The 12,302-nt window shown below is 45.1% G+C and carries 12 protein-coding genes; 3 read left to right on the top strand and 9 right to left on the bottom strand.

The window, feature by feature from the left end; all coding sequences use genetic code 11:
- Positions 1–40: 40 nt before the first annotated feature.
- Together cysI and AB447_RS14930 are read right to left on the bottom strand one after the other, a co-directional pair.
- Complete coding sequence (gene cysI, locus AB447_RS14935; protein WP_057957625.1) at positions 41–1,759, bottom strand: assimilatory sulfite reductase (NADPH) hemoprotein subunit; 1,719 nt, start codon at positions 1,757–1,759, stop codon at positions 41–43.
- A 26-nt stretch (positions 1,760–1,785) separates the two neighbouring features.
- Positions 1,786–3,612, bottom strand: coding sequence for an assimilatory sulfite reductase (NADPH) flavoprotein subunit (locus AB447_RS14930; protein ID WP_048356414.1), 1,827 nt, complete (start codon positions 3,610–3,612; stop codon positions 1,786–1,788).
- 240 nt (positions 3,613–3,852) lie between these two features.
- On the opposite strand from AB447_RS14930, the gene AB447_RS14925 reads away from it, so the two are divergent.
- Positions 3,853–4,740, top strand: a complete 888-nt coding sequence (locus AB447_RS14925) for a LysR family transcriptional regulator (RefSeq protein ID WP_048356413.1) — start codon at positions 3,853–3,855, stop codon at positions 4,738–4,740.
- Between the two features lie 685 nt (positions 4,741–5,425).
- Here AB447_RS14925 and AB447_RS25875 read toward each other — a convergent pair.
- Positions 5,426–5,563 carry a hypothetical protein gene (locus AB447_RS25875; RefSeq protein WP_156183641.1) on the bottom strand — a complete coding sequence of 46 codons (138 nt, stop codon included), beginning with the start codon at positions 5,561–5,563 and terminating at the stop codon, positions 5,426–5,428.
- Between the two features lie 86 nt (positions 5,564–5,649).
- Between AB447_RS25875 and AB447_RS14920 the strand changes: the two genes are divergently transcribed.
- Entirely contained in the window at positions 5,650–7,287 is a 1,638-nt protein-coding gene (locus AB447_RS14920) for an APC family permease (protein WP_411801465.1), read from the top strand.
- Between the two features lie 454 nt (positions 7,288–7,741).
- On the opposite strand, the gene AB447_RS14915 is transcribed toward AB447_RS14920, so the two are convergent.
- The 6 genes from AB447_RS14915 to AB447_RS14890 form a co-directional block, all read right to left on the bottom strand.
- Complete coding sequence (locus tag AB447_RS14915; RefSeq protein ID WP_048356411.1) at positions 7,742–8,071, bottom strand: HIT domain-containing protein; 330 nt, start codon at positions 8,069–8,071, stop codon at positions 7,742–7,744.
- A gap of 76 nt (positions 8,072–8,147) precedes the next feature.
- Positions 8,148–8,555 carry a hypothetical protein gene (locus AB447_RS14910; protein WP_048356410.1) on the bottom strand — a complete coding sequence of 136 codons (408 nt, stop codon included), beginning with the start codon at positions 8,553–8,555 and terminating at the stop codon, positions 8,148–8,150.
- Positions 8,552–8,761, bottom strand: coding sequence for a hypothetical protein (locus tag AB447_RS14905; RefSeq protein WP_048356409.1), 210 nt, complete (start codon positions 8,759–8,761; stop codon positions 8,552–8,554). Before AB447_RS14905 ends, AB447_RS14910 begins: the two co-directional genes overlap by 4 nt.
- Before the next feature lie 256 nt (positions 8,762–9,017).
- Positions 9,018–9,809 (bottom strand): alpha/beta fold hydrolase, encoded by a 792-nt coding sequence (locus AB447_RS14900; protein ID WP_048356408.1) that lies wholly within the window; start codon positions 9,807–9,809, stop codon positions 9,018–9,020.
- Positions 9,810–9,982: 173 nt separating this feature from the next.
- On the bottom strand, positions 9,983–10,189 hold the full coding sequence (locus AB447_RS14895) for a DUF1657 domain-containing protein (RefSeq protein ID WP_046131163.1): 207 nt from the start codon (positions 10,187–10,189) through the stop codon (positions 9,983–9,985).
- Between the two features lie 136 nt (positions 10,190–10,325).
- On the bottom strand, positions 10,326–10,802 hold the full coding sequence (locus AB447_RS14890) for a hypothetical protein (RefSeq protein ID WP_048356407.1): 477 nt from the start codon (positions 10,800–10,802) through the stop codon (positions 10,326–10,328).
- A gap of 630 nt (positions 10,803–11,432) precedes the next feature.
- On the opposite strand from AB447_RS14890, the gene AB447_RS14885 reads away from it, so the two are divergent.
- Positions 11,433–12,260, top strand: a complete 828-nt coding sequence (locus AB447_RS14885; protein WP_048356406.1) for an AraC family transcriptional regulator — start codon at positions 11,433–11,435, stop codon at positions 12,258–12,260.
- The last annotated feature ends 42 nt before the right edge of the window (positions 12,261–12,302 follow it).

Raw genomic sequence — 12,302 nt, 5'->3', positions numbered from 1 at the left:
TTTTAACGGGTCAGTTCAAATAAGCCAAGGCGGTTTTTTATCAATCGTGAAAATTCGTGCCGTCTGTCGTTTCTTTAATGATGCCGGCGCGGATGACGAAGTCGCCGAAGCGCTCGCCTTCCTCACGCTCTTTTGCATAGCGCGGAAGAATCGTGCGAAGTTCGTTTAAAATCTCTTCCTCGCTGATGTTTTCCCGGTACATTTTGCTCAAGCGGCTGCCGTCAAACGCAGCCCCGAGATACATGTTGTACTTGCCGGGCGCTTTCCCTACAAAGCCGATTTCGCCGAGCGCGTGCCGGGCGCAGCCGTTCGGACAGCCGGTCATCCGGATCGTAATCTCTTCATTGCGAAGTCCGTTTTCTTCGATAATCTCATCGATCTTGTCAATCAAAACAGGCAAATAGCGTTCCGATTCTGCCATAGCCAGTCCGCACGTCGGCAGCGCGACGCACGCGATCGAGTTGCGGCGGAGCGCCGTATAATGCTTGCCGTCTGTCAAGCCGTACTGCTCGATCAGCTCGCTGATTTTTTTCTTTTTCTGACTTGAGACATTGGCGATGATCAGGTTTTGATTCGCAGTCAGCCGGAATTCGCCTGTATGGACTTTGGCGATTTCGCGCAGGCCGGTCATCAGCTTGTAGTCATCGTAGTCTGTGACGCGTCCGCCTTCGATAAACAGCGTTAAATGCCATTTTCCTTTTACGCCTTTCACCCAGCCGAAGCGGTCTCCGTTATGATCGAATTGAAACGGCTTTGCTTCAGCGAGACTCCAGCCGAGACGGCTTTCGAGCTCGTTTTTGACCGTTTCAAGCCCGAGGCGGTCAACCGTGTACTTGAAGCGGGCGTTTTTGCGGACGGAGCGGTTGCCGTAGTCGCGCTGAATCGTAATCGTTTTTTCTGCTACATCATAGATTTGTTCCGGTTTGCAAAAGCCGATGACTTTGGCAAGCTGCGGATATGTCGCTTTGTCCCCGTGCGTCATACCCATGCCGCCGCCGATCGCCACGTTGAAGCCGATAAGCTTGCCGTCTTCGACGATCGCGATAAAACCGAGATCCTGCGAAAACACGTCGATATCGTTTGACGGCGGAACGGCGATTCCGATTTTGAATTTCCGGGGCAAATAAAGCGGTCCGTACATTGGTTCGACTTCTTCCGCCTCCGGCGTACCGGCGACTTTTTCCTCATCAAGCCAAATTTCATGGTACGCGCGCGTCCGCGGCAGCAGGTCATCGCTCAATTTTTTCGACCATTCATAGACTTCGGCATGGACGTCAGACTGATACGGATTTGAAGCGCACATCACATTGCGGTTGACATCGCCGCATGCCGCGATCGTATCCAGCAATACCGAATTGATTTTCTGAATCGTTTTTTTCATATTCCATTTTAAAATGCCGTGCATTTGAAAGGTTTCCCTCGTCGTCAGCTTCAGTGTGCCGTTACCGTACTGGCGGGCAAGCTCATCCATGACAAGCCATTGTTCAGGCGTGGCCACTCCGCCCGGCATGCGTACGCGAAGCATGAACTGATACGCGGGCTCAAGCTTCTGCTTTTGGCGCTCATTGCGAAGGTCGCGATCATCTTGCAAATAGCTGCCGTGATGCTTCATCAGACGGTTATCGTCATCGGAAATTCCGGCTGAGATCTTCTCCAGCATCGACTCCTTCAAGGTGCCGCGCAAATAGTCGCTTTCCCTTTTGATGCGTTCAACATCGCTTGGCGGGCCTTCAGGCGCTTTTAATATTTGATTCCCCATGTTGGAAAAACCCCTTTCAGTCAAAATCAGTATACATCACGCAAATAGCGTTTTTGCTGCTTCATCTCGGCTAAGTAGGCTTCCGCTTCTTCACGGCTCATGCCGCCTTCTTTTTCGATAATGTCCAGCAAAGCGTTTTGAACGTCATGCGCCATGTTTTTCTTATCGCCGCAAACGTAGAATACCGCCCCTTCTTGAAGCCACTCAAACAGCTCTTTGCTGTGCTCAAGCATCCGGTGCTGTACATACACTTTTTCTTCCGTATCGCGGGAAAATGCGACATCCATTTTTGTCAGCACGCCGTCTTTCAGCCATTTTTGCCATTCCGTCTGATAGAGGAAATCTGTAACGAAATGCTGGTCTCCGAAGAACATCCATGACTTCCCTTTTGCCCCGGTTTCTTCGCGCTCCTGCATAAACGAGCGGAACGGCGCGACACCTGTGCCGGGTCCGACCATGATAATCGGCGCATCAGGATTTTCCGGAAGCTTAAAGTGTTTGTTCGGCTGGATGAATACCGGCAGCGTATCCCCCGGCTGAAGGCGTTCGGCGCACAAAACGGAGCATACCCCTTTCCGGTCCCTCCCGTGTGCATGATAGCGGACGGCGCCGATCGTCAAATGCACTTCGTCAGGGTTCGCTTGAAAGCTGCTCGCGATTGAGTAAAGACGCGGAGGCATTTTCCGGAGAATCGAAACGAACTCCTGCGCTGATGCGCTGAACGGTCCGAAATCTCTCACAAAATCAAGCAAATCGCGCCCTTGCAGATACTCTTTTAATTGAGCTTCGTTTCCCGGTGACGTGAGTTCCTGCAGCTTTTCATTCTCAGAAAATCCTGCGGCCTGCTGAAGAAACTTTTTCGTTAAAACAGTGATTTCAAAGTACGAAGTCAACGCTTCTTTAAGCGGGAGGCGCTCCCCTTGTTTATCAACGGTGACGACTTCCTCAGGATTCCAGTTGAGCTCCTTCATCACAAGCTGAACGAGCTCCGGGTCATTTTCAGGATAAATGCCGAGCGCATCACCCGGCTCATATGTGAAACCTGATCCTTCGAGCGATAACTCGAGATGCCGTGTTTCTTTGTTTGAACCGCGACCATTAAGATTGATATTTTCCAGCACTTCTGCCCGAAACGGATTTTTTCTCGAATAGACCGTTTCAGCCGCTTGAGGTGCTGCAGCCTGGCTTTGTGCCGGGCTTCCGCTTTGTCCCCCGGCTTCGCTCAGGCCGCCGAGAACTCCTTCAAGCCAGGCGGACGCAGGTTCGTCAAAGTCAACATCACAGTCAACGCGCGGATAAAGCCTTTTCCCGCCGAGCTCTTCAAGCCGCTGATCGAAATCTTTTCCCGTCTTGCAGAAAAACTCGTACGAAGTATCTCCGAGAGCCAGTACGGAAAAACGGAGATCATCAAGCTTCGGCGCCCGTCTGCCATGGAGAAACTCATGGAAGGACAGCGCGTTATCCGGCGGATCTCCTTCCCCGTGCGTACTGACGACGATCAGCAGGTTTTGGATCTTTTTCAGCTGATTCGTCTTAAAGTCGCTCATGGATGAAACGGTTACTTCGAAGCCGTGCTCCTTTAGTTTTTTGCCGGCATTTTCTGCAAGTCCATGGGCATTTCCGGTCTGTGATCCGTAAAGAATGGTCACTTCTTTTGAAACAGGCTGCACCGGTAGAGCCGCCGGAGTTTCCGCCGTCGGCACCTCCAGCGCGGCCGCTGCCTCAAAGGACCGGGACGCCGCCAGATAACCGCTCAGCCAGGCTTTCTGCGATTCTGTCAATGTCGGCAGAAGACGGTTGAGGAGCTCTGCCTGCTCCTGATTAAACGGACTGTTCATTACCTGAAGTTGCAACGATATCCACCTCGCTATGGAATAAAAAAATAACAAGCACCACTATTCCCATCAATCAAATCGGTTTTAATGACACAAAAATGTTCAACGCGTATCTTCGTATGAAACTCGTGACCTGCGGTCTGATGAACATTTCCTAAAAAAGATTCTAATTTAAAGTTTACTGGAATACACAGCATTAGTAAAATATATATTAATTATTGCAGCTATTAATATTTTTAATTATAAGGTGGGATTCTTTTGCATTATGATGCGCTAAAGACATTTGTCACCCTTGCCGAAGTGAAAAACTTTACAAAAACCGCCGAAATCCTGCTTATGTCGCAGCCAAGCGTGAGCATGCACATTAAAAACCTTGAGAAAGAATTCCAGACAAAGCTGTTTGAACGCTCACCGAAATTGTTAAAGATCACCCCTACAGGTGAAATTCTATACGACCGGGCAAAACAAATGATCACGATATATGAACAGACAAAACAGGACATTCTCGACCATCACAATTCCATAAAAGGCGAGTTGAAAATCGGGGCGAGCTTTACGATCGGCGAGTATATTCTGCCCGCTTTGCTGTTTGACCTCCAAAACGGCTATCCGGAGCTTGAACTTCAAGTCGTCATCGGCAATACGGAAGAAGTCGTGCAATCCGTCCGTCTGTATAAGGTTGACATCGGATTAATTGAAGGGCAGACAAACGAAAAGGATCTCTCAGTCCATGCTTTCATGCAGGACGAACTGTACATCGCCGCTTCAAGCGATCATCCGCTCGCAAAAAAACAGGAAGTGACGATGGCCGATCTCCAGAATCAGACATGGGTGACGCGGGAAGTCGGATCAGGAACCCGCGAATACCTTAATCATGTCATTCGGTCAAACGGTTTAAAAGTGAAGTCGTTTCTTACGATCAGCAGCAATCAAGGCATAAAAGAAACCTTGATGACGGGCATTGGGCTTTCCCTGCTGTCTGCGAGCGTCATCGACAGAGACGTCCAGCACGGAAACCTTTCCGTAATCAAGCTGAAAAACCAAACGTTCAACAGGACGCTTTCCTATATTTATTCCCCCATTATGCAGGATAAGAAAAACGTAAAGACGTTTATCAATGCGCTGGACAAATCTACTCAACTTTAATGAAAAAGTGAAATATTTAAAAACAATCCGGTAAAAAGCTGTGCTAACTGATGGGGCAAAAACAGGAGAATAATGAAGAGTATTTTGTTATGGAGCTCTAAAAAAGGGAGAAAGCACCCGGTTCATCCGGGTGCTTTGCTTATCATCCTATTGCTACTTTCAAAAATAAGTCTTTTTGAAGTGTAATGGCCTAACGTGCATTTACGCTGTTCTTAAAAACCAAAACCTTTAGCTATGGAAGGAAAATTTTATTTCGTATTAAAAATACTGTAGGATCTCACATAGTCCAAGTTGACAGTTGTCTTATTGTTGTATGTTCCGATTGCCTCAGCTATGATCTTTTTCACCTCTTCTTCACTTTCAGCCTCAAGATAGTGGCTTATCATTTGCACAGAACTAGTCCTAAAGCAAAGTTCACCCCGAATTTCGCCATAACATTACTCCTTTCTCAAATTTCATTTAAAGAAATGTCTTTCATATAGAGTGGACAAACGTATGACAAAATTTAAATTCAGAAGGATTAATGTATGGATCCCGCCTTAAACAACATAGGAATAAAAGGAGAAACACCACCATTGTAATTCAAAATGGCTAAAGAAAAGTTCCCGCACTGTTGTCCAAGCCCCGATCCATCTTTCCACCCAAATAGAACCATCGCCTGAAATACAAATCTTTGACAATCCGACTATTTCCCGGCTTTAAACACGGCATCTGCCAAATATCTATATCCCAAAATTCCGATCAATTTTAAGATATATTGATATACTAAAATTCCCCTCAAATCGCTTCCCTTCCGTTCTTTTTCACACTTTGAAATGATCATGTTTCTTCATCCAAAAAAAGATATTGACAAGGCAGAAGATTTCGAAAGATAATAATAAAAATGAATGTTATATTTTATTACACGACATGAAGGGTGACATCAATATGAATTTACAACGAAAGATGGGAACGTTTTCACTTATGATGGTCGGTCTTGGTTCAATGATCGGCTCAGGTTGGCTGTTCGGAGCGTGGAGAGCCGCGCAGATCGCAGGTCCGGCCGCAATATTTTCATGGATTATCGGCATGATTGTCATATTGTTTATCGCACTCTCTTACAGTGAGCTTGGTGCGATGTTCCCGGAAGCGGGAGGAATGGTGAAATATACGCAATATTCCCACGGTTCATTTGTCGGATTCATTTCTGCGTGGGCGAACTGGATCGCGATTGTATCCGTTATTCCGGTAGAAGCTGTCGCTTCTGTTCAATATATGAGCTCCTGGCCTTGGGAATGGGCAAAATGGACAAGCCATTTGGTCGATAAAGGACAGCTGACGATTGAAGGGCTGGCCATTGCTTCTGTTTTACTCATCATCTACTTTTTATTAAATTATTGGACGGTCAGCCTGTTTTCCAAAGCTAACACGTTTATTACCGTCTTTAAAATCGTGATTCCGGGTCTTACGATTGGCGCTCTTTTATTTGCCGGTTTTCACAGCGGCAATTTCACTGCCGGCGAAAGCATGGCGCCAAACGGATGGGCAAGCGTGCTGACTGCCGTAGCAACGTCAGGTATCGTGTTTGCATTTAACGGATTTCAAAGCCCGGTTAACATGGCGGGCGAGGCGAAAACCCCCGGGCGCTCGATTCCGATTGCCGTGATCGGATCTATTTTGGTCGCCACCGTGATCTATGTGCTGCTGCAAGTCGCATTTATCGGATCTGTTAATCCTTCGATGATTGTAAACGGATGGAGCCATTTGAATTTCAACTCTCCATTTGCAGATTTGGCAATCGCTTTAAATATTAACTGGCTCGTCCTGGTTCTGTATGCAGACGCTTTTGTTTCCCCGTCGGGAACGGGCATCACATATACGGCGACAACGTCGCGGATGATTTACGGAATGGAAAAGAACAAATACCTGCCAAGCATATTGGGCAAACTTCATCCGATCTATGGCGTACCGCGCCAGGCGATGATTTTCAACCTGATTGTATCGTTTATCTTCCTGTTTTTATTTAGAGGCTGGGGTACCTTGGCAGAAGTCATCTCAGTTGCAACATTGATTTCTTATGTTACAGGTCCTGTGACCGTCATGACGTTGAGACGGACTGGACACGATTTACACAGACCGCTGCGCCTGAAAGGATTAAGCATAATCGCGCCGCTTGGATTTATTTTCGCGTCGCTTGTCTTGTACTGGGCGCGCTGGCCGCTGACAGGACAAGTTTTATTCATTATCCTGATCGGTCTGCCCGTATATTTCTACTATCAGGCAAAAGCAAGCTGGAAAGGCTTTGGCCAGCATTTCAAGGCCGGCATGTGGATGGCTTTCTACCTGTTGGCGATGATGCTCATTTCCTTCTTGGGCAGCGACAAATTCGGCGGCTTAAATGTGGTTCATTACGGCTGGGACATGCTGTTGATCGCCGTTGTTTCTTTAGGTTTTTATACTTGGGCGGTTAAGAGCGGATTCAGAACCGAATATTTGGAAGATGCCAAAAAAATGAATCAAGAACTGCAGGAAGCGCAAACAGAAGCTGCTGCATCCAAAGAAATGTAACGAAAAAACCTTACGATCTGCAGGTCGTAAGGTTTTTTGTTTACTTTGCGCCTTTTCTCATTATTGATATTCAACCCACACAGCGCCGTTATCTGCAGATCGTACACAGTTCTCAACCCACCGGGCGCCTTCTGTTCCCGCCTCAATTCCCGGGTACCAAAGGTCTTCGCGCCAATCTCTCGCGATCGGCCGCAGCGATGGCTTTGGCACAAAACGGTCTTTGACCACACTTCGAACAAGCCTTCAGGATGGCCTCCACCTATCCGATCGTCTGCAAGCACTTCCGGATAAAGATAATTCATGCCGCGGTCTAATATCATGGCCGGTTTTCCGTCTGGCTGTCCTTGTGAGATCTGCAAGTGGCTTTGAGGGAAGTTTGAACCAAAGGCGCAGAATCGAGTTCATCCAGCCGATGATAAGCACTGCCCGGGCAGCCTTCACACTTCCCAAACCGTTATCTCAAAGGTTCTCCTGAAACGATATGCCAATGAAGATGTTTTGAATCCTGGTAGGCGCCCAAATTTGTGATCACCCTGCAAGCACCGTTTTCTTCAGTCACCATTCGAGCCACTTTTTTAATAACATCCAGTAATTCGAGTAATAATTCTTGATCCTCTTCTTCTAACGTGATCAAAGAAGGGATATGCTTCTTAGGGATGGCCACAATATGAACAGGATAAAAAGGTCTTGTATGATAATAGGCTAATACATTCTCTGTTTCCATCACTTTATTGACCTTTGTTTTCCCGCTTAGCACTTCATCACAATAAAAATCTTCAGTCATGATAAACCTCCTATAACCTGACTATATGTAATCATCCATCTAAAACGAGAGAGTGTGTTCTTTTCACTATTATACATCAATGATGATGGCTGTGGCTGGTTTTTCGGTATTTATGAGTATGGCTGCCTGTTGTGCTTTTTTCCTTTTTTATATCTGACTTATTCACCCACCATTTTGTTCCTTTATAAGTGCCGTCCAGTATTTGCAGCAAAGCCATATCCTCTTTATTGATGAGTTTCACGATTTTTACCCGTTGATACCTCGGGATTGATTTGATGGTGACGCCATCTTCGTTAAATACGGTAAATCTCCCTTTTTTCTTGGCTTCCTTCCAGTTATCAATCGTGTCCGCACCGTAAATCGATGTGCCGAGTTTCAGTTCATCCCCTTTTTTCATTCCCTCTTCGAGAAAGCCGGCGATGATTCCTCCTATGATACATAAGAAAACAGATCCGTACAGTAATCGTTTGTAGAACTTTTTCATATCTTTTCCTCGATTTTCACTTCATTTTTAAATGAGAATGATTCGGTCTTTCCCTCCCTTTTCACCCAGTCATTCCTCTTCAAAAGCCGCCGCTGCTTTAAATGATTTGATGAAGCAGCAAGAGTCGTTTCTTTTTCTTCCTCTTTCGGAAGCAGGCCTTCACCCAAAAGAAAACCGTATTCAAAAACGTTTGCTGCAGTCGTCATGCAGCTTCATCAATTCGCGGCGTTCCATTTGCGATCGATTCATCCAGGCGTTTTGCCATTAATTCCTTCAATCTATAAATAAGCGCTTTGACTGATACTGAGCTGTTATTTATTCTTACCGGTCGCCCTTCCCGCCTCAGGAGAAATTGATCCGCCGTATTGGTTACCGGGCGGGACGCCGATTTTTAGCAAAACAAAAACGGCTTTGTTTTCCTTTTAGAGGTCGTTGATATTATCCCACAAATTGCCTCAAACGTTAAAGGCTTTCTTTAACAAACTGTGTCAAGATCCGGTTAAACTTTTCCCGCTCTTCCCAGAAAGGCCCGTGGCCGCTGTATTGAAACGGAACGAGCTCTGAATCCCTTATGTTTTGATGCAGCTCACGGGCTTGTGCAAACGGAATGACCTTGTCATGAATCCCGTGAATGATTAAAGCAGGAACCGATATTTTCGGCAAATCGGCATACAACTTCTCATCCCTCAGCAGAACGATGACGGCTTTGGTCGACCATCCTGCTGCCTGCAAGCCAAGATGAAAAAACCAGTCTGAGAACGGTTGTGTAATATATTGAAAGAAAAATGTTTCCGTTACTTCCCGCATCATCTTCGGTCGGTCATTTCGCGCTGTATTAAGCAAATGATCAGCATTCTCTTTCGTAAAGCCTACAGGAGCTGCAGCGTCGATCAGGACGAGCTTAGATACTCCATGGCCTTTGTGCCGGGACATATACCTGATCGCGATAGATCCCCCTGTAGAATGGCCGACGAGCGTGAAGCTCTCTAACTGAAGGGCATCAACTACAATGCGGATGTCATCAGCCAGCCGGTTGTAATGGTAGCCGTCCATCGGCTTATCCGAATGCCCGAATCCCCTCCAGTCAATGCCTATGCAGCGGTATCCCTGCGCCGGGAGAACGTTAAACTGATACTCAAATTGCTTATGACTTAACGGCCAGCCATGCAAAAAAACGACCGCTTCGCTGCTTTCAGGATTTATATCCTCCACATATAAATGAACCCCTGATTCGACTTCAATAAAATAGCCCACGCCATATCCCTCCATAAAAACGTTTTTTCACATTAAGATACTCGGGCGGATCAACCTAGGTGAATGCTGCGGGTCAAAAAAACCCCCTTGATCTCTCAAAGGGTCGTCATTCTCATTCCTTCTCGTATGTATGTTTACAGTAAAAGGTTGGCTCTTCACCAACCTTTTTCAACTTACTGCTGTTTATATTGCGGCTCTTCTTGTTGAATTTGCTGAAGACGCGGTTCAAGCGAATCAACAAGCGTCTGGGTTTGTTGAGCAGCTTGCTGATAAAGCTGCTTTGCATTCTGATTATCAGTATTCAAAGAAAATGTTTCAAAGCTGGCTTGGGCGCTTTTCAGACTTGCAATGGCCTGTTTCACTTGATTGACGACAGTCATGTTTTCTTCCTCCTTCGCTTGTAAAATTGATGTATCTACATCTAGAATGAATTACTTTCCGGATTCTAACCGATCCATTTTTTTCAAATTAAAAAAGGAAAAAAGCCCTCTCTTTCCAGAAAAGGGCTTCAAGATTTTATTGTAATGCCTGTTGGTTTTGCTGATTTTGCTGCCCTTGTTGCCCTTGTTGACCTTGCTGCCCCTGTTGACTGAATGATTGTTGAGCCTGTTGAAGTGCTTGACTCATTTGGTTCATCGCCTGATTGGTTTGAATCCCTTGAAGAGCTTGGTTAAGCTGTTGAACAGCTTGCTGGATGTTTTGTTGTATTTGCTGATCAGTCTGCTGCATTTGCTGTTGAGATTGAGAACTGAATTGCTGAATTTGCTGCTTTAATTGGTTGATTCCCTGGTTCATTTGAGAACCTTGCTGAGCCTGGCCGCCTTGCTGTTGAGACATTCCAAGCTGGGATACATTTTGCTCTAATTGAGCAAGCTGCTGCTGAAGGCTGCCGAGCTCTTGGGCAAGCTCAGTATCCGTAATATTTGCCCCTAGCATTTGGGCGTGCTTTTGTTTTTGCTTTTGCTGATTTTGCTGTTGATTATTTTTGGTCATCAGAAAAAATCCTCCTTTTTAATTGATCACATCCTTTATCATTTTCTTACTGACAAAAACGATGTAAGGAAATTTCAGGATGATGAAGGATGTGATAATGAAGAAGGCTGATGGGGTATACTATATTTAGTCACAAAAAAGCCTGTATGAATCGTCTTCATACCGCCATCATCTTTTCTCCAAGCTTCTCCTAAATTATTCGCGAAAAAAAGAACGTTTGCTTTTCCGGAATTTGTTTTATGTAAGGCATTCCTTGCGGCCAAAGTCAAACCATTCCAACCGATTAACGGCTGAGCGCCGTCGGCTACATGATCGCCCATCATCAATTAACAGAGACGCGCGTTGTCATACACAATTAAAGGATGAGCGCCGTCTTTCATGTTGATTCCGCTTGGAGCTGAATTTGTAAATTTTCCGTACCTTGAATACGCAATGGATAAAGCTTTTGGATTTTGATTGTTTTCCTTTACCTTTCCTCTTTCTTATCCTTCTTCCTCCTTTCGTTAAGTTTATTACACAAATTTCCCATCCATATAAAGATGCTTCAGTACAAGGCTGGATAAAATAAAAATGAGCGTTCGTAGGTTATAATAATTCTGAATGACAATCATACATAATGGAGTAAAACAAATGAAGTATGAAGAAAAGAAACCGCCAGCTGAATTAGAACCGTATATCAAATGCTTCTGGTATTTAAATAGGGAATATCATGAATCCGACAACGAGGAAATACTTTGGCCGGATGGGTGCTATGAAATGATCTTTCATTTTGGCACGAAATACAAAGTTCAAAATCAATTGATGGACACTTCTTTTTTAATAGGGTCATTAACGCATTACCACCGATTAACCGCACACGGCAACATCCGCTTATTCGGGATTCGTCTAAAACCCTGGGGGTTAAAGTTTTGGGTTGATACCGATATAAAGGAACTCAGGGACAAATTTGTACCTCTTGACACACTATTTAAACAAAACACCATTGAACATATTGAGAGCCGATTAAAGGATCTTGAATTGGAAGAAGGAATGACGCTTCTTCATAAATTTATGTTAAATTCATTCAAACAAAACCATTTTGTTGATAAACATTTTATTCGAATTTTAACTGAACTGTATGAATTCCCTGTTCAACAAGACATACAAACTTTGGTTTCAAGGAGTCATTACTCTCAAAGGCAATTTGAACGAAAAGTACTGGAGCTCACGGGGCTGTCTCCAAAAAAGTTGAGCAAAGTAGCGAGGTTTAATCAAGTTCGGTTGAAAATATTCTTTGCTCCCGAAACAGACCTTCATGATTGTATGCACGAATTCGGCTACTACGACTATGCTCATTTTTCGAAAGACTTTAAAGAATGTATAGGTCTGACTCCGAAAGAGTATAAAAACTGGATATTAGAAAAAAAGAACCAAGGACAAAATAAACAGGAGAACGTCGTTTTTTTACAAGATGAATAAACCGGATTTTACTACTATAGGAACTGACATTGATTGAAGGAG

Source organism: Bacillus glycinifermentans, from assembly GCF_001042475.2.
In the GTDB taxonomy this organism is placed as follows: domain Bacteria; phylum Bacillota; class Bacilli; order Bacillales; family Bacillaceae; genus Bacillus; species Bacillus glycinifermentans.
Note: the sequence above shows the minus strand (reverse complement) of the source record. Positions and strands in the feature narration are given on the sequence as shown.